Genomic DNA, 21,605 nt, shown 5'->3' on the forward strand with positions numbered 1-21,605 from the left:
TTATGGACGAAAAACGACTCACACATTTGCGTCAACTGGAGGCGGAGAGTATCCATATCATCCGTGAAGTGGCGGCTGAATTTGCTAACCCGGTGATGATGTACTCCATCGGTAAAGACTCCTCGGTGATGCTGCATCTTGCGCGCAAGGCCTTCTTCCCGGGAACGCTGCCTTTCCCGCTACTGCACGTGGATACCGGCTGGAAGTTCCGCGAAATGTACGACTTCCGCGACCGCACGGCGAAGAACTACGGTTTTGAACTGCTGGTGCATAAGAACCCGGAAGGCGTCGCGATGGGCATCAACCCCTTCGTCCACGGCAGTGCCAAACATACTGACATCATGAAAACCGAAGGCTTGAAGCAGGCGCTGAACAAATACGGTTTTGACGCGGCCTTTGGCGGCGCGCGTCGTGATGAAGAGAAGTCGCGTGCTAAAGAGCGTATTTACTCGTTCCGCGACCGTTTCCACCGCTGGGACCCTAAAAACCAGCGCCCTGAGCTGTGGCACAACTACAACGGCCAGATAAACAAAGGCGAAAGCATCCGCGTGTTCCCGCTCTCCAACTGGACTGAGCTGGATATCTGGCAGTATATCTTCTTGGAAAATATCGAAATTGTTCCACTATATCTCGCAGCGCCACGTCCGGTTCTGGAACGCGATGGCATGCTGCTGATGGTGGATGACGATCGCATCGACCTGCAACCGGGCGAAGTGATTGAGCAGAAAATGGTGCGCTTCCGTACTCTCGGGTGCTGGCCGCTAACGGGCGCCGTGGAGTCTGAAGCTCAGACTCTGCCGGAAATCATCGAAGAGATGCTGGTGTCAACCACCAGTGAGCGTCAGGGGCGGGCAATTGACCGCGATCAGGCGGGTTCGATGGAACTGAAAAAACGTCAGGGCTATTTCTGAGGAGCGACCAAAATGAACAATGCAATTGCACAACAAATTGAAGAGCAGGGTGGCGTCGAGGCCTACCTGCACGCCCAGCAACACAAAAGCCTGCTGCGTTTTCTGACCTGCGGCAGCGTGGATGATGGCAAAAGTACCCTGATTGGTCGCCTGCTGCATGACACTCGCCAGATCTATGAAGATCAGCTCTCGTCGCTGCATAACGACAGCAAGCGTCACGGCACCCAAGGTGAAAAACTCGATCTGGCGCTGCTGGTGGATGGTCTGCAAGCCGAGCGCGAGCAGGGGATCACCATCGACGTGGCCTACCGCTACTTCTCCACCGAAAAACGCAAATTCATCATTGCTGACACGCCGGGGCATGAGCAGTACACCCGCAACATGGCAACCGGTGCATCCACCTGTGATTTGGCGATTTTGCTGATCGACGCCCGCAAAGGCGTGCTGGATCAAACTCGCCGCCACAGCTTTATCGCTACTCTTCTGGGGATCCGCCACTTGGTGGTTGCGGTCAATAAGATGGATCTGGTGGATTACAGCGAAAGCGTTTTCGAAGAGTTCAAAGCTAACTATCTGGACTTCGCCCAGCAGCTGCCAACCGATTTGGATATCAAATTCGTGCCGCTGTCGGCGCTGGAAGGCGACAACGTTGCTACGCCGAGTGAGAAAATGAGCTGGTATACCGGCCCAACCCTGCTCGACGTGCTGGAAACCGTGAACATCATTAACATCCGCGAACAGCAGCCGATGCGTTTCCCAGTGCAATATGTTAATCGTCCGAACCTCGACTTCCGTGGCTATGCGGGCACGCTGGCCTCTGGCTCAGTGCGCGTCGGGCAGAAAGTCAAAGTGTTGCCGTCCGGCGTTGAGTCAAGGGTGGCACGCATTGTGACTTTCGACGGTGATTTACAAGAAGCTTGGGCCGGTGAAGCTATCACGCTGGTGCTGGCCGACGAGCGCGATATCAGCCGTGGTGACCTGCTGGTCGACGCGGATGAAACCGTGAAAGCGGTGCAGAACGCCAAAGTGGATATTGTCTGGATGGCCGAGCAGCCGCTCAGCGTTGGCCAAAGCTACGACATCAAAATCGGCGGCAAAAAGGCCCGCGCTCGGGTTGAAAACATTGAGTATCAGGTTGAAATTAACTCGCTGACCCAGCGTATTGTTGAGAGCCTACCGCTAAATGGCATCGGCCTGGTTGAGCTTACCTTCGATGAGCCACTGGTTCTGGATAACTACCAACACAACGCGGTGACCGGCGGGATGATCTTTATCGATCGCCTGACTAACGTCACCGTCGGAGCAGGGCTGGTTCGCGAAGCCGTAGAAAGCGTTTATCAGGAACAAGATTCCTACAGCGCCTTCGAGCTGGAGTTAAACAGCCTGGTTCGCCGTCACTTCCCACACTGGGGTGCTCGCGACCTGCTGGGTGGGAAATAATATGGCGTTACCCGACGCAAATTTGAAAGATGAAAACGTCGTCTGGCACCCGCACGCGGTAACGCGTGCGGACCGTGAGCTGAAACATGGCCATAAAGGCGTGGTGCTGTGGTTCACAGGCCTGTCAGGTTCAGGCAAATCCACGGTCGCTGGCGCGCTTGAGCAGGCGCTACACGCACTTGGTGTCAGCACCTACCTGCTTGATGGCGACAATGTGCGCCACGGTCTGTGCCGCGATTTGGGCTTCTCTGACGACGACCGGCGGGAAAATATCCGCCGCGTTGGTGAGGTCGCTAAGCTGATGATAGATGCCGGGCTGGTGGTGCTCACCGCCTTTATCTCTCCCCATCGTGCCGAGCGAGATATGGTGCGGGAATTGCTGGATAAAGATCAGTTTATTGAGATCTTTGTCGATACCCCGCTGGCCATTTGCGAGGCGCGAGATCCCAAAGGCTTATACAAGAAAGCCCGCGCCGGCGAGCTGAAAAACTTCACCGGCATTGACTCTGTTTACCAAGCGCCAGAAGCTCCAGATGTACACCTCGATGGCGAACAATTGGTAACACATTTAGTCCCGCAATTATTAGATGTACTGCGCCACCACGCTATTATCAAACCCTGAAGGTTTCCGGCCGCTGGTTAAACAGCGCGCCGGTTTACACTGAACTACAGGGATCACTTTATGCAGGCATTACTTCACCGAATAGTGAGTCGGATCCGAGACGAGGGCAGCAGCGCCACGTCCGACGATCGGGCTGTGGATGCTGAAGCTCCCTCGTATTCTATGTTTGGCGGTACGGCAGGTTTTATCTTCTACTGGCTAGCCTTTGCCATTCCCTTTGTGATGTACGGCTCTAACACGCTGTTTTTCTTTCTCTACACCTGGCCGTTTTTCCTCGCTTTAGTGCCTATTTCCGTGTTGATTGGCATTGCATTTAGCATGCTGTTTGGTGGTAACTGGTGGCGCACGCTGGCGGCGACGGGCGTTGTGGTCATTGGTATGTTTTGGACTATCTTCTCATTCCTCTCCGGCTGGTAACTTCCCCTGTTTTCTCACTCACTGAAAATCTTCACGTGTTCACCAGATTCACGCGCTCACAGTGGTTTTACGTTGGCAGAGGTTCTGGGTGTTTTATCGTCAATTTCTTATCTCTATGTAAGTCATTGTGTCATTCTCACCCATAATTACCTGCTTAAGTCTGAATCTCACCGGCATTTTCCCTCTCAGTGTGGAGTCGGAATGAAAGTTGTGGGATGATTGTTCGGCTTTTTTAGGGGGCGGGGATGGGCAAATTAACGCTGCTGTTATTGGTTTTGCTTGGCTGGTTACAGTATTCGCTGTGGCTGGGTAAGAATGGTATTCACGATTATGTTCGTGTGAATGATGACGTTCAGGTACAGCAGGCCAACAACGGCAAACTCAAGTCACGGAATGATCAACTCTTTGCAGAAATCGATGACTTGACCGGTGGTCAGGAAGCTATCGAAGAACGCGCACGTAATGAACTGGGCATGATTAAGCCCGGTGAGACTTTCTATCGTCTGGTGCCTGACCAATCCAAACGAAATGCAGGTATGAGTTCTTCTCAAAACAATGCTTCGCAAAACAACCTAAAACAATAGCTATGAGCGACATCGCAGTTTCCTCTCCAGAGATTATTGCTGTCCTGCCCGCTGCCGGTATCGGCAGCCGTATGCAGACAGAGTGTCCAAAGCAGTACCTTTCTATTGGCGGCAAAACGTTGATTGAACACTCAATCAACGCGTTACTACGCAGCCCGCAAGTCACTAAAGTGGTGGTTTCCCTTAGCCCGCACGATACCCAATTCCAACATTTGCCTATTGCGCAAGATGCTCGCATCCAGTGCGTTATAGGTGGCGCTCAGCGAGCCGACTCGGTCATGGCCGGGCTGGAAGCCGCTGGCTCTCACGGCTGGGTGCTGGTGCACGACGCCGCGCGCCCTTGTCTGCACATCGACGACCTTAATCGCTTATTGGCGATTTCAGCCACCAGCCGCGTGGGCGGTATTCTGGCCGCGCCGGTGAGAGATACCATGAAACGCGGAGAGCCTGGCGTGAGCGCCATTGCCCATACTGTGGATCGCGAAGATCTGTGGCACGCGCTGACGCCGCAATTTTTCCCGCTCGAATTACTAAAAACCTGTTTGCGCCGAGCATTAAATGAAGGGGCAACCATCACAGATGAAGCGTCTGCAATGGAATATTGTGGGTTTCATCCTATGCTGATTGCCGGGCGCTCAGACAATATTAAAGTCACACGGCCGGAAGATTTGGCCTTGGCAGAATTCTATTTAACCCAGTTGTATCAAAAGGAGAACGCATAATGCGTATCGGTCATGGTTTTGACGTGCATAAATTCGGCGGCGAAGGCCCATTGGTGATCGGCGGAGTGCGTATCCCTTATCCGCAAGGTTTGCTGGCTCACTCAGACGGCGACGTCGCGCTGCATGCAGCCACTGATGCCATTCTGGGGGCAGCGGCCATGGGAGACATCGGCAAGTTGTTCCCAGACACTGACCCTGCCTACAAAGGCGCGGACAGCCGCGAACTGCTGCGTGAAGCTTATCGCCGCGTGCGCGCGAAGGGTTACTCCCTGGGCAACCTGGATATCACTATTATCGCTCAGGCACCTAAAATGGCGCCGCACATCCCGCAGATGCGCGTGTTTTTAGCCGAAGACTTAGAGTGTCATATGGATGAGGTGAACGTAAAAGCCACCACAACCGAACAATTAGGTTTCACTGGCCGTGGTGAAGGTATCGCCTGCGAAGCCGTTGTCCTGCTGATCAAGGACTGAGTTTTGGAAAATAACCCGATGGATATGTCCCGCCTGACCTGGCTCAATGGTGAACCTGTTTCGACTGGCAAGCTGAAAGCCAACCCGGAAGATTTCATTGTTGAGGAAGATCTCGGCTTTGAGCCTGACGGCGAGGGTGAGCATCTGCTGGTGCGTATCCGCAAGAACGGCTGCAACACTCAGTTTGTGGCCGAACAGCTGGCGCGATTTGCGGGCATTCATCCGCGTTCCGTCAGCTACGCGGGTTTGAAAGACCGCCACGCGGTAACCGAACAGTGGTTTTGCGTGCACCTTCCCGGCAAAGAAGACCCTGATTTAAGCCAATTCGCGCTGGAAGGCTGCGAGATTGTTCGCGCCGCGCGTCATCGCAAGAAAATGCGTATCGGTACCTTGAAAGGCAACGCTTTTACCTTGGTGCTGCGCCAGCTGAGCGATATCGCCGATGTCGAAGCGCGTTTGCAGCAGGTGGCAGAGCAGGGCGTGCCGAACTATTTTGGCGAACAGCGTTTTGGCCGTGGTGGCAACAACCTGATTCAAGCCGCGCGTTGGGCGAATAACGAAATTCGGGTCAAAGAGCGCCCTAAGCGCAGTTTCTACCTTTCGGCTAGCCGCAGCGCGATGTTCAACCTTATCGCCAGCCAGCGTTTAGCCGATGGCACGCATCGTCAGGTGATGCTGGGCGATGCTTTACAGTTAAGCGGGCGCGGCAGCTGGTTTGTGGCCAAGGAAGATGAATTTGACACGCTCCAGCCACGTGTTAATAGTAATGAATTGCTGATAACCGCCCCCTTACCGGGTGATGGCCCGCTGGGAACCACTGACGCCGCTGAGGCGTTTGAGCAGGGCTGTCTGGCGGAGTGCGCCACGTTATTATCATTAATTAAGCGCGAACGCGTTGAACCGGCTCGCCGTGCGGTGATGCTCCAGCCTTTAGATATCAGCTGGAAGCGTTGGGACGATGTCACACTTGAGCTGAAATTCTGGCTCCCTGCTGGCAGTTTTGCGACCAGCGTGGTGCGAGAACTGATGCGTCAGGAAAATATTGATGCGGATATTACTGAGTAATGACGACGGCGTTTTAGCGCCGGGTATCCAGACGTTGGCCGCGGCTTTACGCCAGTTCGCCGACGTTACGCTGGTTGCCCCCGATCGCAATCGCAGTGGTGCGTCCAACGCGCTAACGCTGGACGGCCCGCTGCGTATTCAGTCATACCCAAACGGCGACACGGCGGTGATTCAGGGTACGCCTACCGACTGTGTTTACTTGGGCGTTAACTCACTGATGCGCCCGCGTCCCGATATTGTAGTTTCAGGCATTAATGCCGGACCAAATCTCGGCGACGATGTGATCTATTCCGGCACGGTCGCCGCCGCAATGGAGGGGCGCCACCTGGGCTTCCCAGCGCTGGCCGTCTCGCTGGATGGTAACAGGCATTATGACACTGCCGCCGCGATAACCTGTCGCATCCTGCGCGCGTTGGCCACTGAGCCATTGCGCACCGGCAAAATTCTTAATATCAATGTTCCTGATCTGCCTCTGGCGGAGATTAAGGGTATCCGTGTTACTCGCTGCGGGAGTCGTCACCCGGCTGAGCAGGTGTTTTGCCAGCAGGACCCGCGCGGTCAGGATATGTATTGGATTGGGCCACCGGGTGATAAGTTTGATATCGCGCCGGACACCGATTTCGCGGCCGTCGCACAGGGTTATGTCTCTGTCACGCCTCTTCAGGTCGATTTAACCGCCTACGCTGCACAGGATGTGGTGAGCGGATGGATAGCCAAAGTCGGGGTCAACAGGCATGGTGAATAAACCGATGTACAACCTGCTCGAGCAGCTTCGCCAGCAGGGGATTCATGATGAAAATCTGCTGCACGCCATTGAAAAAGTGCCGCGGGAACGTTTTGTCGATGAAGCTTTTCAGCACAAGGCTTATGAAAATACCGCCTTGCCAATTGGCTCGGGTCAGACGATTTCTCAGCCCTATACCGTGGCGCGCATGACAGAGCTGCTGCGCCTCACACCGGCCTCGCGCGTGCTGGAAATCGGCACCGGGTCGGGCTATCAGACGGCTATTTTGGCGCATCTGGTTGAGCACGTGTTTTCCGTCGAGCGGATCAAAGGCCTGCAATGGCAGGCCAAGCGTCGCCTCAAACAGCTGGATCTGCATAATGTGTCGACCCGCCACGGTGATGGCTGGGAAGGCTGGCCTTCTCGTGGGCCATTTGACGCCATTATCGTGACCGCCGCCCCTCTGGAAATTCCTCAGGACTTACTCCAGCAATTGGATGAGGGCGGAGTGATGATCCTTCCCGTTGGCGAACAAAACCAGGTGCTGCAACGCATCACGCGTCGCGGTAACGACTTTGTGGTTGAGACCATCGAATCGGTCCGTTTTGTACCTTTAGTCAAAGGTGAGTTAGCCTAAACGCTGCTTCTGGCGGTGAGTTTCAGGACTAAGCCCTTAAAATTTAAATACAACTGTAATATGGTGCTGTACTTGTGATGTTGATAGCATCCACTACAGTTTTTTACTGTCGCCATCTGGCTGGCTTCTTATCCGCCCGGATGTGTTCTCTGCTAGCAACGTGCTAATTGGCACAAAGCCCGCCAAATGCGGGGTTGCGAGTGGAATGATAGATTCTGAGATTGCCGTAACGGGGGAAATATGAGCACGGGAAGCCCAATTAAAACCTTAAGCCGCATTGCGGTGTGTACGTTTATTAGCGCCTGGATGGTGGGATGTAGCAATAATGCATCGACGTCAGCCCCTATTAGCAGTGTAAACGGCGGTGGCGGAGGTCAGAATACTCCGAATTCAGCCCCGGCAAATGTCGCCAATACGCCTAATATTGCAGCGACAAATCAGCAGGGTCACATCGTTTATAACCGCAGTTACAACACAATTCCTAAAGGCAGTTATAGCGGAAGTACCTATCAAGTTAAGCGTGGGGATACGCTTTTCTATATCGCCTGGATCACCGGCAATGACTTCCGAGACCTTGCGGCACGTAACAATATCCCCGCGCCTTATGGTTTAGAAGTCGGTCAAACTATTCAGATTAATAATGTCTCCTCTAACGCCAGCACCGGCGGCATGTTAGCCACCACGGATGCGACTAAAGGTGGCGTTCCAACAGCACCAAGCGCCGGAATGATGCAAGGTACGGTGGTTGCATCTCAACCAACTACCACGTATTCTGAATCTCCGGGTAAACAGAATGTAGGTAAAATGTTGCCTTCATCAGGTGTAGTTACCACCACAGCACCTGTTGCCGTAGCCAGTACTCCTGTCACTAGTACCACCAATAATGGCGGTCCAGTTTCCTCTTGGAAGTGGCCGACAGACGGGAAAATTATCGATAATTTCTCAGCTTCCGAAGGGGGAAATAAGGGGATCGATATCGCTGGTTCGCGTGGACAACCTGTCTTAGCCACCGCCTCAGGGCGCGTCGTTTATGCAGGTAATGCTCTTCGCGGTTACGGTAATCTGATCATCATTAAACACAATGATGATTACCTCTCCGCCTATGCACATAACGATTCAATGCTGGTCCGGGAACAACAAGAAGTGCAGGCGGGTCAGAAAATAGCAACCATGGGTAGCACCGGAACCAGTTCAGTAAGATTACATTTTGAAATTCGTTACAAGGGGAAATCCGTAAACCCGCTGCGTTATCTTCCGCAGCGATAAATCGGGCAGAGTCTTGATTCTGCCCTCGGGACCACGGGTAGGAGCAGCTTATGAGTCAGAATACGCTGAAAGTTAACGAGTTACATGATGATGTAGATTTCGATGAGAACAGCGCTGAAGCCTTTGACGAGAAAGCCAATGTCGAAGAGACTGCCGATAACGACACTATTGATGCGGATGCTGAAGAAGAGTTGTTATCGCAGGCTGTAAGCCAACGAGTGCTGGACGCAACTCAACTGTACCTTGGTGAGATCGGTTACTCTCCTCTGCTTACCGCAGAAGAAGAGGTTTATTTTGCACGGCGTGCGCTGCGAGGAGATGTTCCATCTCGTCGCCGTATGATTGAAAGTAACTTGCGTTTGGTGGTTAAAATAGCCCGCCGCTACAGTAATCGCGGACTGGCACTGTTGGATTTGATCGAAGAAGGTAACTTAGGTCTGATCCGCGCAGTTGAAAAGTTTGACCCAGAGCGCGGTTTCCGTTTTTCAACTTACGCTACATGGTGGATTCGACAGACAATTGAACGGGCGATTATGAATCAAACCCGTACCATTCGTTTGCCAATCCATATCGTTAAAGAACTGAACGTTTACCTGCGTACTGCACGTGAACTTGCACATAAACTTGACCATGAGCCAAGTGCTGAAGAGATTGCTGAGCAACTCGACAAACCGGTTCATGACGTCAGCCGTATGTTGCGCCTGAATGAGCGTATTACTTCAGTTGATACCCCGTTGGGTGGTGACTCTGAAAAAGCGCTGTTAGATATTCTGGCCGACGAAAAAGAAAACGGTCCTGAAGACACCACGCAAGACGACGATATGAAACAGAGTATCGTTAAGTGGTTATTCGAGTTGAATGCAAAACAACGTGAAGTTTTAGCCCGCCGCTTTGGACTGTTAGGTTATGAAGCAGCGACGCTGGAAGATGTGGGCCGTGAGATAGGCCTGACGCGTGAACGAGTTCGTCAGATTCAGGTTGAAGGGTTGCGCCGCCTGCGCGAGATTTTGCAGGCACAAGGGCTGAGTATCGAAGCTCTGTTTCGCGAATAATTTTATCGCTTAGCAACGCGACAAGCTGACTGACTATTTGATTAGCACAGCGTTACCAATAAAAAGGCGAGGTATGAAAATACCTCGCCTTTTTCTATTCAGCGTTTATGGCGTTGAGAAAGCTACACCATATCCTTCAGACGGTAGATCCACTCCAGCGCCTGGCGCGGTGAGAGTGAATCGGCATCCAGCGCCTCCAGAGCCTCTACGGCTGGCGACACTTCTTCAGTCAACAGCGCCAACTGCGGGCCATCCACCTTGCTGGCGGCGGCGCTGTTGGACAGCGTTTCCAGCTCTTTCAGCTTCTGGCGCGCGCGTTTAATCACATCTCTTGGCACACCTGCCAGCGCGGCAACCGCCAGACCATAACTCTTGCTGGCCGCGCCTTCCTGCACGCTGTGCATAAAGGCAATGGTGTCGCCGTGCTCGATGGCATCCAGATGGATATTCACCGTGCCTTCCATCTTCTCCGGCAGCGTGGTCAGTTCAAAATAGTGGGTGGCGAACAGCGTCATGGCTTTGATGCGGCTGGCGAGATTCTCCGCGCAGGCCCAGGCTAGAGAGAGGCCGTCATAGGTCGAGGTGCCGCGACCAATTTCATCCATCAGCACCAGACTGTTTTCGGTGGCGTTGTGCAGGATATTCGCCGTTTCGGTCATTTCGACCATGAAGGTGGAACGGCCAGAAGCCAGATCGTCCGCCGCGCCAACGCGGGTGAAGATCCGATCCACCGGGCCAATCACCGCCTGATCCGCCGGCACGTAGCAGCCAATATGCGCCATCAGCACGATCAGCGCCGCCTGACGCATGTAAGTACTTTTACCGCCCATGTTCGGGCCGGTGATGATCAGCATGCGGCGCTGCGGCGACATCGCCAGCGGGTTGGAGATAAACGGTTCGCTCAGCACCTGTTCCACCACCGGGTGACGTCCGCCGGTAATATTAATCCCCGGTTTTTCACTCAGCGTCGGGCAGGTGTAGTTCAGGGTGTAAGCGCGCTCTGCCAGATTGCTCAACACGTCCAGCTCCGCCAAGGCAGCCGCGCTTTGCTGCAGGGCGTCAAGGTGCGGCATCAGCAGGTCGAACAGCTCTTCATACAGGGCTTTTTCCAGCGAAAGTGCCTTGCCCTTAGACGTCAGAACCTTATCTTCATACTCTTTCAGCTCAGGGATGATATAGCGCTCGGCGTTTTTCAACGTCTGGCGGCGCACATAGTGGATCGGCACTAAGTGGCTTTGGCCACGGCTGACCTGAATGAAATAGCCGTGCACGCCGTTAAAGCCAACCTTCAGCGTATCCAATCCAAGTTTCTCGCGCTCGCGGATCTCAAGCTGGTCGAGGTAATCCGTCGCGCCATCGGCCAGCGCGCGCCATTCATCCAGCTCGGCGTTATAGCCCGGCGCAATCACGCCGCCGTCACGCACCAGCACGGGGGGAGCCTCAATAATGGCGCGCTCGAGCAATTCAACCAGTTCATTGAATTCGCCACAGTTTTTGACCAGTGTCTGGATGTGCGCGGGTTCTAAAGGCTGGAGCAGGGCGCGGATCTCCGGCAGCTGCTGCAAGGCGTGGCGCATACGGGCCAGATCGCGCGGGCGAGCGCTGCGCAGAGCCAGACGGGCCAGGATTCTCTCTAAATCCCCCACCTGACGCAGCACTGGCTGCAAATCGGGAGTGAGATCCTGTAAAGAACCGAGGGCCAGCTGGCGATTGCGCAATACCTTGGCGTCGCGCGTTGGCATGTGGATCCAGCGTTTGAGCATGCGGCTGCCCATTGGCGTCACCGCCTGATCGAGAATCGCCGCCAGCGTGTTTTCGACTCCACCAGACAGGTTTTGCGTCAGTTCCAGATTCCGGCGAGTGGCGGCGTCCATAATGATGCCGTCCTGCAAACGTTCCATGGTCACGCCGCGAATGTGCGGCAGGGCGGTGCGCTGGGTATCTTTAACATATTGCAGCAGGCAGCCCGCCGCGCGCAGCGCCTGTGGGGCTTGTTCCACCCCAAAGCCACTCAGGTCGCGAGTACCAAACTGCAAGTTAAGCTGCTGCTTGGCGGTTTCCAGTTCGAACTCCCACATCGGCCGGCGGCGCAGGCCGCGGCGCGACGAGATAAGCGACATAGACTCGAAACTTTCAGGGTAGAGCAGCTCGGCAGGATTGGTGCGCTGGATCTCCGCCGCCATGGTTTCCAAATCTTCTGGCTGAGCCACGCGGAAGCGGCCTGAGCTAATGTCGAGCGTGGCATAACCAAAGCCGCGACCATCCTGCCAGATAGCCGCCAGCAGGTTGTCGTGGCGCTCGTTGAGCAGTGCTTCATCACTGACCGTGCCGGGCGTCACAATGCGCACGACTTTGCGCTCAACCGGCCCTTTGCTCAGTGCGGGATCGCCGATTTGCTCACAAATCGCCACGGATTCGCCCAGTTGCACCAGCTTGGCTAAATAGCCTTCCACGGCATGGTAAGGCACGCCCGCCATCGGGATTGGCTCGCCCGCCGACGCACCGCGCTTAGTGAGGGAGATATCCAGCAGTTGCGATGCGCGTCGCGCGTCGTCATAAAACAGTTCGTAGAAGTCCCCCATGCGATAAAACATCAGAATCTCTGGGTTTTCAGCCTTGAGGCGCAGGTACTGCTGCATCATGGGAGTGTGGGAATCTAGGCTTGCATTATCAGTCATAGACTTGGTCTTATTAATCCATTGAATTTAAAGTTGATTGTGATTTTTATTGTTGTCATTCGTCATCACGATGTGGCTAAGAGAATCAGCACTAGTCACTCAAAGACCCGTGGATTTTCACCCCGCTATACTAGCCCAGCGAGCAATATGCTGTCACAGGTAAAAGTTCGAGAGATGCCGCAATCTGAGATTGCAATGGACTGTAAAGCGCGGTGGGAAGGCTGAAAATAAAAATGGCCAGAAGGTTTAACCCATCTGGCCATGTCGAGGCGGTGCAGCAAGTGCCACGCCGTGAGGGACTAAATTAGAACATCATTACCATCCACGGGTAGGCGATGAGCATCAGGCCGCCGAGGAAGATGGCGCCGAAGATGGTGCCTAAACGCCAGAAGTCTTTGGTTGGCAAGTAGCCGCTGCCGTAGTAAATCGGGCTTGGGCCGGTGCCGTAGGGGGTGATTATCCCCATCACGCCCAGCGAGGTCACCATCATCAGGCAGTAAACCGGCATGTTGATGCCCGGAATAGCCGCCGCGATGGTCAGCATCGCCGGTAACAGCGCGGTGGTGTGCGCCGTGGTGCTAGCGAACAGGTAGTGCAGCAGGAAGAAGGCCACCAGCAGCATCACCGCCGCGACCTGCGGGTCTATGCCGGTAAGCAGTTGTCCGCCTTGCAGACCCAGCCACGAGATAAAGCCAACTCGCGCCAGCCCGTCGGCCAGTGCCACCAGCGTGGCAAACCAAGCGAAAGTGTTCCAGGCCGGCTTATTGCTGGTGATGTCATTCCAGTTCAGCACGCCAGTCCACAGCATCAGCACCACAACCAGCAGCGCGGCCATGGCAGGTTCAATCCACGCGGCGGCGAAAATCCACATCAGCAGGGCCGAGCAGACGAAGACCAGCAGCAGGATTTCATGGCGCGACAGCTTACCCAGCTTCTCCAGCTCGGAGGTCGCCCAGCGCGGCACTTCATCATTTATCTTCACTTCTGGCGGATAGAACCAGTAAGCCAGCAGCGGCATAGTGAGGATTAAGAGCACGCCAAGCGGCAGGAAGGCGAGGAACCACATTCCCCATGTAATCTCGAACCCGACGATGCTCTTAACCAGCGCCAATGCCAGCAGGTTAGGGGCCAGGGCGGAGAGGAACATGGAGCTGGTGATACAGGCCGAGGTTATCGCCACCCACATCAGATAGGAGCCGATTTTGCGCGCGCTCGGATCATTGGGTTTTGAGCCGTACAGCGGCGGAAGGTTGGCAATAATCGGGTAGATAGTCCCGCCGCTGCGCGCCGTGTTGGACGGCGTGAACGGAGCCAGCAGCAGGTCGGCGAAGGTAATGGCATAGCCCAGGGTCAAGCTGCGACGCCCGAGGTATTTCACCAGAATCAGCGCCAGACGGCGGCCAAACTGCGTTTTGTCATAACCCGCAGCAAACATAAATGCGCCGAAAATCAGCCAAACTGTGGAGTTACCGAAACCACTCACTGCCCATTTGAAAGCTTCAGTGGCGGTTTTAAATTTCGGGTTAGCGAGTTCGGCCGGACTGAAGAGCAGCCACTGGCTGAAAAGGGCAATCACTACCACCCCGGTCAAGCCGATAACGGCGCCTGGCAGTGGCTCAAAAATCAAACCAACAATCACCCCGACGAAGATGGCAAAGAAGTGCCAGGCATAAGGTTCAAGCCCAGCCGGTACCGGTAAAAGCAGCAGAATGACTGCCACCAGCACCGGCAAGAACAGCATGATCAGGCGTTTCTTTAGTCCCGATGAGGCAGGCGCGGCCTTATTAGGATCACTCAAAGTTGATGTGGGTTTCATAGTTTTTATCTGCAAGTTAGTGAGGGGGAGCGTTACGCCCCGTTTATCTATGTTTGCGTTTGGAATGCTTAAAGATTTTTGTGCTATTTCACCATGGCATTTGCAATATATTCATTCCGTGTTTCAGCGTTTTTGCCTATTACTCGATTATGATGAATATAATATGAAAAGAATAAGTGATTAGTATTACCCAGAGAAGAGCTTATCGGATGGATATTATCATTCTTTATAGAGGCCTAGAGTAAAAAAGGTACAGTTATCAGTCAAACACCATCCACTCTCAGTGAGAGTAGAGTAAATTTACGTAAAAGCCAAATACCCATCTTAACCTACTGATTTTTATGGTATGATTTTTTATGTTAATCATAAGTTGATTTTTGTCAACTCATCACTAACAATTAAGGGTGGTATGGGTTTTCTGACGATTAAATAAACAACTCCCTTTCTCTTAAAAACGCATAACTAAATTTTCCCACTATATAAGCTACGCCCTTTTATTTTTATTTTTTAGATGACCTCAGCGCTGGTTAATTAAACGGTATGCACTACGCCCTCGGAAAAATTTTCGATTTCTAAATGTTGGAGTTGCTCAGAATGAATAAGCTCACCCCGGTTCTTAACCACCTCACTTTGCCCAATGGCGCGGTGCTAAAAAACCGCCTGGTTATGGCCCCGATGACCACTTGTACCGGCTTTTATGATGGCACCGTCACCAGCGAATTAGTGGATTATTACCGCGACCGCGCGGGCAGTATCGGGACTATTATTGTTGAATGCTGCTTCATCGATCGCATGGGGCCGGCCTTCCCTGGGGCCATCGCAATTGATAGCGATAATAAAATTCCGGGACTGAAGAAAATAGCCGACGCCATTAAATCCAAAGGCTCAAAAGCTATTTTGCAGATTTATCACGGCGGCCGCATGGTGGAGCCGGAACTGATTGGCGGCAGAACGCCGGTCGCGCCGAGTGCTATTGCGGCACCGCGTGAAGGGGCGACCACGCCAAAAGAGCTGAGTGCGGAAGAAGTTGAGGTGATGATCACCAAGTTTGGTGACGCCTTTAACCGTGCTATCAAAGCGGGCTTCGACGGCGTGGAGATTCACGGCGCAAACACCTACCTGATTCAGCAGTTCTACTCGCCAAACTCCAACCAGCGCACCGACAAATGGGGCGGCGACCGCGACAAACGCGCCCGTTTCCCGCTGGAAGTGCTTGATATCGCTCACAAGATGGTGGAGCGCTTTGCCCATAACGACTTTATTATCGGCTACCGTTTCTCGCCGGAAGAGTTAGAAGTTCCGGGCATCCGTTTCGACGACACCATGTATTTGCTGGAGAAGCTGGCCGAGCGCGGTCTGGACTACGTCCACTTCTCCGTCGGCCAGTTGCTGCGCCCGTCGATTGTCGACACCAGCGACCCAACGCCGCTTATTACGAAATATCGCGCGCAGCGTTCCGAAAATCTGGCGAAGATCCCGGTCATTGGTGTGGGCGGCGTGTTGAACAAGGAAGACGCGGAAAACGCGCTGGAGCACGGTTTTGACTTGGTCGCGGTAGGTAAAGCCTGCATCGCGTACCCGGACTGGGCCGACCGCATCATCAACAATGAGCATCTCGAGCTGTTCATTGATAGCAACAAACGCGAAGCGCTGAACATCCCTGAACCGCTGTGGCGCTTCTCACTGGTTGACGCCATGATCCGCGACACCAGCGCCACTGGCCGTAAATATAAAGCCGGGGTTTATCAGGAGAAAGTCGAAGCCGAAGCGCTGAAACTGAAAATCAGCGTCACGCTGGATACCGACCGTATCACCGACATCACGCTGGTTAAGGACGACACCCTCGACGTCGACTTCACCACCACCTTCGAAAGCCTGCGTTCGCGTATTCTGGTTGCCAACAGTCCGCACGTTGACGCCATTACCGGCGCGACCACCCAGAGTGAGGCGCTGAAGAAAGCCGTTTCCCGCGCGCTGGCGACCTCCAGCAAAGAGCACGTGATTGAAGAGGGCGGTAACCCGCAGGCACCACAGAATTACGACGTGGTAGTGATCGGCAGCGGCGGCGCAGGTCTTGCGGCGGCCATTCAGGCCCATGACGAAGGCGCGCACGTGGTGATCATCGAGAAGATGCCAACCATCGGCGGCAACACCATCAAGGCCTCGGTGGGTATGAACGCCGCAGAAACGCGTTTCCAGAAGCTGAAAGGCATTGAGGACAGTAAAGAGCTGTTCTATGAGGAGACGTTGAAAGGCGGCAAGTTCAAAAACAATCCTGAGCTGCTGCGTGAGTTCGTCGAGTTGGCACCAGAAGCCGTAGAGTGGCTGGCGTCGAAAGAGATTGAGCTGAACGATATCACCATCACTGGCGGGATGAGCATCGACCGTACCCACCGTCCTGCTGACCGTTCCGCCGTTGGCGGCTTCCTGATCAGCGGCTTGGTGAAAAACATCAACAAACGCGATATCGAAGTGCTGCTCGAAACTTCCGTTGCTGACATTCTGTTTGATAACGGCGTAGTGACCGGCGTGAAGGTGGTAGATGAGTACAACGACACCCGCATTCTGAATGCGAAAAGCGTGATTGTTGCCACCGGCGGCTTCAGCGCCAACCGCGAAATGGTGGTGAAATACCGCCCTGAGCTGGACGGCTTTGTCACCACTAACCACAAAGGTGCGACCGGCAGCGGCATCGCTATGCTGCAAAAGATCGGCGCGGACACCGTGGACATGGGCGAGATCCAGATCCACCCAACGGTTGAGCAAACCACCTCTTATTTGATTTCCGAAGCTATCCGCGGTGGCGGTGCGATTCTGGTGAGTCAGGCGGGCAAGCGTTTCTACAACGAAATGGAAACTCGTGACAAAGTCTCTGCCGAGATCATCGCGCTGCCAGAGAAGAGTGCCTGGGTGATCTTCGACGACCAGGTTCGCGCCAACAACAAAGCCGCCGACGAGTATATCGCCAAGGGCTTTGTGGTCAGCGCGCCTTCGCCGCAGGAGCTGGCGGTGAAACTGAACATGGACATGCACGCGCTGCTGGCGACGCTTGAGCGTTACAACGTGTTCGTGGATAAGCAGAATGACGAAGATTTCGGCCGTAAAACCGCGCTGCGCCATCCGCTGAATCAGGGACCTTTCTACGCGATTCGTATTGCGCCGGGGGTTCACCACACCATGGGCGGCGTGACCATCAACACCGACACTGCCGTGCTTGATACTCAGAAACAGGTGATCACCGGGGCCTGGGCGGCGGGCGAAGTGGTTGGCGGTATCCACGGCGCTAACCGCATCGGCGGTAACGCAGTGGCTGACATCATCATCTTCGGCATTCTGGCCGGGCGTAACGCGGCGGCACTGGCGCGTAAATCAGCCTGACGGATAATCTCGATGTAAGCTGTACACAATGGGCCGACTTGTTCGGCCCATTTTACTTTCTGCTTGCCGACACTTTGCGCATTTTCTTCTTAAGTTAATCAAAATTTGGCCGATACCAGATAACGCATCAGAAACAGGGATAGGACAAATGGTAGGTCAAATTAGCGGAATTTCGTTCCCACCCCCGCGCATCGCCAGCGCTAACGGGGCCAGAGTAAACCAGCCAGCGGCAACGCCGCCTCAGCCTTCAACACGCGTCACGCTGAGTAACGCGAGTGACGAACTCAATGCGATTTACAGCATCAGCGCGCAGAAACTGCGTACCAACAACATTAACACCGGCCACAGCCAGCTGGATGTGTTGATGGGCGCCAATGCCAATCAGCCGATATCCGGCGCGTTTCAGGGGTTAGGTAAGGCGCTGTTAGCGCAACTTAAAGATAACCCTTCTGACTTCTCGGCGGCGGTGAGTTCTACCAAAAACGTTGATGCCAGTGGCACCGATCAAGCCAGCGCCGTGGCGTTGGACATCGTCACCCAAAGCGGCGTGAAGGTCAGCGTGTCGCTCTCCCGCCAGCAGGGGGGATTGGTGGCAGAAGTGACTACCACCGGTGGCGAGTTGACAGATAAAGAGACCGACGCGATTGCGGGTCTGGCAGATGCTTTCCAAAGCACCCTCGACGGCATGTCCGGCAAGACCCCGACGGTGAACGTGGATGGTTTAACCCAATTTAATACCACGCTGCTCAAATCCGTCGACCTTAACGCCGACGTACGTGAAAGCGGCCAGTCCGTGCAGTCTCTGAACTTCCAGAGTGACCTCACCCAGCGCGCCCTGAGCTATAAAGACGCTAACGGCTCATTCCAGCTGAACACCGACCTCAGCCATCCTGAGCTATTGGGCACGCTGGGGCAGCAGGATCAGGCGCTCGCGGCTTATGACAAACAGCTGAATAACGCGGCGCTGCGCGGCTATGCCAACCAAGACATGATGTCGAGCTTCAAGTCGGCGTTCCACGCGCTGAATAGCCACTATGGCTCAAACGAAATCGACAAAAGCCACCAAATCATCACAGTGACTGAAACTAACAAGGCGCAGTCTTATTTGAGTGGTTTGGCGGACTTCTCGGCTTCCTTCCAACAAACGGATGTTAAGTCGAACCCGTACAAAGATGATGAGAAGGACAGCTTTGCCTATAGCTTCAGCCAAAGCAGCAACGTGGTTGACGGAGTGGACGGCACTCGCAGCAAGATAACTCAGAACACCAAGTCTCACTTGCAGGCCAGCTTCCATGAGTCGCTGACGGCGGGGACGCCGCTGGCATTGAGCATGCTGAAGTCGTCGCAGAATTACACCTATCATCAGATAAATGAAGACAGTTCTACCGACACCACGCTGGACTTTAAGAAAGGTCGACTGGCGACGGTGGGCACGTCTCAGAGCACTCACAGCCTGGAAACGGTGAAAACCTACAACGACGCTCTGCTGGTCAAGGAAAGCAAAACGCCGAATGACCATCAGGAGAGCCATCAGCTCAACCTGCTTTCCGAGAGTATTAAGGTGAAAACCAAGTAAGGGAGTGCCCAAGGCTTATTGGGCATGTTCTCTAATCAGCTCAATCAGTTGCTTAAGGCCGGGCTGAAGCTGGCGGCGGCTAGGGTAGTACATGACGATCGGCTCGCCCTGTACTGCCCAATCTTGCAGCACCGGCACTAACTGCCCGCTCTGAAGATAGGGGGCGATATAGCGCTCCAGACAGTACGCCAGCCCCATGTGGTTGAGCGCGGCGTGAATAATCATGTCGGTTTCATTGGCGACAAAATTACCCGGCACGTCCAGCTCGCACGCCTCTTCACCTTCACCCAACTGCCATTTGTAGATGCTCGCATCGCCAATACGCATGCGAATGCAGCTATGATTCATCAGATCCTGCGGGGTCTGCGGCGTGCCGTGCTGCGCAAGATAAGCCGGGGAGGCGACCACCACCCAGCGCAGCTTGCCGGTCAGCGGCATGGCAATCATGTCCTGCGGCACCGTCTGCCCGTAGCGCACCCCCGCGTCGTAGCCGCTGCTGACGATATCTATCATGTTGTCATCAATGGTGATTTCTAGCTGAATGCGCGGGTAAGCGCGATTGAACTGCGCCAAAATCGGCGTGAACAGCAGACGCGCGGCGTCGCGGGGAATATTAATGCGCAGTCGGCCCACCGGCAGCTCGCGGTAGTTTTCCAGCTCGCCGAGGGCGGTGCGAATGAACTCAAAGCCCTGATCTAACTGACTGACCAGCGCCGCGCCCGCCGCCGTGGGGACCACGGATCGGCTGGTGCGATGCAGCAATTTGACGCCAAGACGCTCTTCCAGCCCGCGCATGGTGTGGCTCAGCGCCGAGGTGGTGACGCCCAGTTCGGCGGCAGCCAGTCGGAAACTTTGTCGCCGACAAATAGTTGAAAAAACATTAAGATCGGCTAATTCGCCGCGCGTCAGAGTAGGCATAAAAGGCTCGATTATTCTCGCAGAAGAAGTCACTGCATCGTTGAATTTTACTCAACGATACATGAGGTATAATCGCTTTCCAATTAGCACATGGATCCACAATGAACTCTTTAGAACAAGACATCAGGGCGGAAGCAGTTGATACGCCGGAACTTTCTCGCGCTGGCGTTGGCAAGGCGCTGTTTGCACTCGGCATGGGTGGCTTTGCCATCGGCACGGGGGAATTCGTCATCATGGGGCTGTTGCCCGACGCCGCTAAAGGGCTAGGGGTGTCGATTCCCTCCGCGGGCCATCTGATCAGTATTTACGCGCTGGGTGTGGTTATCGGCGCGCCGCTGCTGGCAATCTTAGGGGCGCGCTGGCCGCGCCGTAATTTCCTGATGATCCTGATGGGCCTGTTTGCCGCCGGAAATCTGGTCAGCAGCGTAGCGCCCACTTTCTACTCTATGGCCTTTGCCCGTTTCATCGCCGGCTTCCCCCACGGGACTTACTTTGGCGTGGCGGCGCTGGTGGCGGCCAGTCTGGTGGAGAGAAAGCGGCGAGCGCAGGCGGTATCCATGGTACTGCTCGGCCTCACGGTCGCTAACCTGATTGGCGTACCTGCCGCCACGGCTATCGGCCAGTGGGTTGGCTGGCGCTCGGCCTTTGCCATTGTGGGCGGTCTTGCGGTGCTGACCCTGATTCTGGTGCTGATGTGGGTACCTCGGGTGGAAGGCAATAAATCCGCCAGCCCGCTCAGTGAGTTAAAAGCCCTGACCCGTAAACAAGTGCTGCTGACGCTGGCGATTGGTGCCATCGGCTCCGGCGGGATGTTCTCCGTCTTCAGCTATGTGAAGCCAACCATGCTGCAACTGGCGCACCTGCCGCTGTCGATGATCCCGGTGGTGCTGGCGCTGTTCGGCTTAGGGATGATTCTCGGCAACGTGGCGGGGGGGCGATTAGCAGACCGTGGTCTGGAGAAGACTATTCGCGGCATTTTGCTGTGGTCGATTGTGATTCTGGCTGCCTTTACCTTTACCGCGCACCATCCGGTGCTGGGGCCGCTCAACGTCATGCTGGTGGGCACCATGGTGGCGCTTTCCGCCGTGCTGCAAATTCGCCTGATGGACGTCGCCGGTGACGCACAAACCATGGCCGCGGCCATGAACCACTCGGCATTCAACATCGCCAATGCCATGGGGGCATGGCTGGGCGGCGTGACGATTTCGGCGGGAATGGGTTGGGAATCAACAGGCTGGGTCGGGGCGCTTTTAGCCATCGGCGGCCTGATGATCCACACCGTTGCCGTGATCGACAGTAAAAAACATCCCCTGAATCATCATTAGA

Annotated in this window: 18 protein-coding genes; 15 read left to right on the top strand and 3 right to left on the bottom strand. The window is 54.7% G+C overall.

Going from position 1 to position 21,605, the window contains the following annotated elements:
* Window positions 1-2 precede the first annotated feature (2 nt).
* The 12 genes from cysD to rpoS all read left to right on the top strand — a co-directional run bounded on the left by cysD (window position 3) and on the right by rpoS (window position 9,913).
* Window positions 3-911 carry a sulfate adenylyltransferase subunit CysD gene (gene cysD, locus ACT3RR_RS14235; protein ID WP_034787444.1) on the top strand — a complete coding sequence of 303 codons (909 nt, stop codon included), beginning with the start codon at window positions 3-5 and terminating at the stop codon, window positions 909-911.
* A gap of 12 nt (window positions 912-923) precedes the next feature.
* The gene (gene cysN, locus ACT3RR_RS14240) at window positions 924-2,351 is read left to right on the top strand and encodes a sulfate adenylyltransferase subunit CysN (RefSeq protein ID WP_353501061.1); all 1,428 of its coding nucleotides are present in this window, start codon (window positions 924-926) and stop codon (window positions 2,349-2,351) included.
* Window position 2,352: 1 nt separating this feature from the next.
* The gene (cysC, locus tag ACT3RR_RS14245; protein ID WP_485903132.1) at window positions 2,353-2,973 is read left to right on the top strand and encodes an adenylyl-sulfate kinase; all 621 of its coding nucleotides are present in this window, start codon (window positions 2,353-2,355) and stop codon (window positions 2,971-2,973) included.
* Between the two features lie 60 nt (window positions 2,974-3,033).
* Complete coding sequence (locus ACT3RR_RS14250) at window positions 3,034-3,390, top strand: DUF3561 family protein (RefSeq protein ID WP_396131677.1); 357 nt, start codon at window positions 3,034-3,036, stop codon at window positions 3,388-3,390.
* Between the two features lie 245 nt (window positions 3,391-3,635).
* On the top strand, window positions 3,636-3,974 hold the full coding sequence (ftsB, locus tag ACT3RR_RS14255) for a cell division protein FtsB (RefSeq protein WP_034787453.1): 339 nt from the start codon (window positions 3,636-3,638) through the stop codon (window positions 3,972-3,974).
* A gap of 2 nt (window positions 3,975-3,976) precedes the next feature.
* Complete coding sequence (gene ispD, locus ACT3RR_RS14260) at window positions 3,977-4,696, top strand: 2-C-methyl-D-erythritol 4-phosphate cytidylyltransferase (protein ID WP_353501064.1); 720 nt, start codon at window positions 3,977-3,979, stop codon at window positions 4,694-4,696.
* Window positions 4,696-5,169, top strand: a complete 474-nt coding sequence (gene ispF, locus ACT3RR_RS14265; RefSeq protein WP_353501065.1) for a 2-C-methyl-D-erythritol 2,4-cyclodiphosphate synthase — start codon at window positions 4,696-4,698, stop codon at window positions 5,167-5,169. The genes ispD and ispF overlap by 1 nt, the downstream gene beginning before the upstream one ends.
* 18 nt (window positions 5,170-5,187) lie before the next feature.
* On the top strand, window positions 5,188-6,234 hold the full coding sequence (truD, locus tag ACT3RR_RS14270) for a tRNA pseudouridine(13) synthase TruD (protein WP_496200562.1): 1,047 nt from the start codon (window positions 5,188-5,190) through the stop codon (window positions 6,232-6,234).
* Window positions 6,215-6,979, top strand: a complete 765-nt coding sequence (gene surE / locus ACT3RR_RS14275) for a 5'/3'-nucleotidase SurE (RefSeq protein WP_496200547.1) — start codon at window positions 6,215-6,217, stop codon at window positions 6,977-6,979. The genes truD and surE overlap by 20 nt, the downstream gene beginning before the upstream one ends.
* Window positions 6,969-7,595 (top strand): protein-L-isoaspartate(D-aspartate) O-methyltransferase, encoded by a 627-nt coding sequence (locus ACT3RR_RS14280; RefSeq protein WP_353501067.1) that lies wholly within the window; start codon window positions 6,969-6,971, stop codon window positions 7,593-7,595. Before surE ends, ACT3RR_RS14280 begins: the two co-directional genes overlap by 11 nt.
* 240 nt (window positions 7,596-7,835) lie before the next feature.
* The gene (gene nlpD / locus ACT3RR_RS14285) at window positions 7,836-8,861 is read left to right on the top strand and encodes a murein hydrolase activator NlpD (RefSeq protein WP_485903134.1); all 1,026 of its coding nucleotides are present in this window, start codon (window positions 7,836-7,838) and stop codon (window positions 8,859-8,861) included.
* Between the two features lie 50 nt (window positions 8,862-8,911).
* Window positions 8,912-9,913 carry an RNA polymerase sigma factor RpoS gene (gene rpoS, locus ACT3RR_RS14290; protein WP_100938021.1) on the top strand — a complete coding sequence of 334 codons (1,002 nt, stop codon included), beginning with the start codon at window positions 8,912-8,914 and terminating at the stop codon, window positions 9,911-9,913.
* A gap of 122 nt (window positions 9,914-10,035) precedes the next feature.
* On the opposite strand, the gene mutS is transcribed toward rpoS, so the two are convergent.
* Together mutS and ACT3RR_RS14300 are read right to left on the bottom strand one after the other, a co-directional pair.
* Window positions 10,036-12,591 carry a DNA mismatch repair protein MutS gene (mutS, locus tag ACT3RR_RS14295; RefSeq protein WP_353501069.1) on the bottom strand — a complete coding sequence of 852 codons (2,556 nt, stop codon included), beginning with the start codon at window positions 12,589-12,591 and terminating at the stop codon, window positions 10,036-10,038.
* A gap of 304 nt (window positions 12,592-12,895) precedes the next feature.
* Window positions 12,896-14,407: an anion permease gene (locus tag ACT3RR_RS14300; RefSeq protein ID WP_353501070.1), complete on the bottom strand. Its 1,512-nt coding sequence runs from the start codon at window positions 14,405-14,407 to the stop codon at window positions 12,896-12,898.
* Between the two features lie 594 nt (window positions 14,408-15,001).
* Here ACT3RR_RS14300 and ACT3RR_RS14305 point away from each other — a divergent pair.
* A complete protein-coding gene (locus ACT3RR_RS14305; RefSeq protein WP_496200548.1) occupies window positions 15,002-17,785 on the top strand; it encodes a flavocytochrome c in 2,784 nt (927 codons plus the stop codon).
* A 148-nt stretch (window positions 17,786-17,933) separates the two neighbouring features.
* A complete protein-coding gene (locus tag ACT3RR_RS14310) occupies window positions 17,934-19,361 on the top strand; it encodes a hypothetical protein (RefSeq protein ID WP_485903137.1) in 1,428 nt (475 codons plus the stop codon).
* Between the two features lie 15 nt (window positions 19,362-19,376).
* On the opposite strand, the gene ACT3RR_RS14315 is transcribed toward ACT3RR_RS14310, so the two are convergent.
* On the bottom strand, window positions 19,377-20,279 hold the full coding sequence (locus ACT3RR_RS14315) for a LysR family transcriptional regulator (RefSeq protein WP_485903138.1): 903 nt from the start codon (window positions 20,277-20,279) through the stop codon (window positions 19,377-19,379).
* A 101-nt stretch (window positions 20,280-20,380) separates the two neighbouring features.
* Between ACT3RR_RS14315 and ACT3RR_RS14320 the strand changes: the two genes are divergently transcribed.
* Window positions 20,381-21,604 carry an MFS transporter gene (locus tag ACT3RR_RS14320; RefSeq protein ID WP_353501074.1) on the top strand — a complete coding sequence of 408 codons (1,224 nt, stop codon included), beginning with the start codon at window positions 20,381-20,383 and terminating at the stop codon, window positions 21,602-21,604.
* The last annotated feature ends 1 nt before the right edge of the window (window position 21,605 follow it).

This window comes from Ewingella sp. AOP8-B2-18 (assembly GCF_052376015.1).
GTDB lineage: Bacteria > Pseudomonadota > Gammaproteobacteria > Enterobacterales > Enterobacteriaceae > Ewingella > Ewingella allii.

What these genes read in the sequence shown, in the direction of transcription:
- cysD (WP_034787444.1), top strand. Translation starts at nt 3, where the DNA reads ATGGACGAAAAACGACTCACACATTTGCGTCAACTGGAGGCGGAGAGT.
- cysN (WP_353501061.1), top strand. Translation starts at nt 924, where the DNA reads ATGAACAATGCAATTGCACAACAAATTGAAGAGCAGGGTGGCGTCGAG.
- cysC (WP_485903132.1), top strand. Translation starts at nt 2,353, where the DNA reads ATGGCGTTACCCGACGCAAATTTGAAAGATGAAAACGTCGTCTGGCAC.
- ACT3RR_RS14250 (WP_396131677.1), top strand. Translation starts at nt 3,034, where the DNA reads ATGCAGGCATTACTTCACCGAATAGTGAGTCGGATCCGAGACGAGGGC.
- ftsB (WP_034787453.1), top strand. Translation starts at nt 3,636, where the DNA reads ATGGGCAAATTAACGCTGCTGTTATTGGTTTTGCTTGGCTGGTTACAG.
- ispD (WP_353501064.1), top strand. Translation starts at nt 3,977, where the DNA reads ATGAGCGACATCGCAGTTTCCTCTCCAGAGATTATTGCTGTCCTGCCC.
- ispF (WP_353501065.1), top strand. Translation starts at nt 4,696, where the DNA reads ATGCGTATCGGTCATGGTTTTGACGTGCATAAATTCGGCGGCGAAGGC.
- truD (WP_496200562.1), top strand. Translation starts at nt 5,188, where the DNA reads ATGGATATGTCCCGCCTGACCTGGCTCAATGGTGAACCTGTTTCGACT.
- surE (WP_496200547.1), top strand. Translation starts at nt 6,215, where the DNA reads ATGCGGATATTACTGAGTAATGACGACGGCGTTTTAGCGCCGGGTATC.
- ACT3RR_RS14280 (WP_353501067.1), top strand. Translation starts at nt 6,969, where the DNA reads ATGGTGAATAAACCGATGTACAACCTGCTCGAGCAGCTTCGCCAGCAG.
- nlpD (WP_485903134.1), top strand. Translation starts at nt 7,836, where the DNA reads ATGAGCACGGGAAGCCCAATTAAAACCTTAAGCCGCATTGCGGTGTGT.
- rpoS (WP_100938021.1), top strand. Translation starts at nt 8,912, where the DNA reads ATGAGTCAGAATACGCTGAAAGTTAACGAGTTACATGATGATGTAGAT.
- mutS (WP_353501069.1), bottom strand. Translation starts at nt 12,591, where the DNA reads ATGACTGATAATGCAAGCCTAGATTCCCACACTCCCATGATGCAGCAG.
- ACT3RR_RS14300 (WP_353501070.1), bottom strand. Translation starts at nt 14,407, where the DNA reads ATGAAACCCACATCAACTTTGAGTGATCCTAATAAGGCCGCGCCTGCC.
- ACT3RR_RS14305 (WP_496200548.1), top strand. Translation starts at nt 15,002, where the DNA reads ATGAATAAGCTCACCCCGGTTCTTAACCACCTCACTTTGCCCAATGGC.
- ACT3RR_RS14310 (WP_485903137.1), top strand. Translation starts at nt 17,934, where the DNA reads ATGGTAGGTCAAATTAGCGGAATTTCGTTCCCACCCCCGCGCATCGCC.
- ACT3RR_RS14315 (WP_485903138.1), bottom strand. Translation starts at nt 20,279, where the DNA reads ATGCCTACTCTGACGCGCGGCGAATTAGCCGATCTTAATGTTTTTTCA.
- ACT3RR_RS14320 (WP_353501074.1), top strand. Translation starts at nt 20,381, where the DNA reads ATGAACTCTTTAGAACAAGACATCAGGGCGGAAGCAGTTGATACGCCG.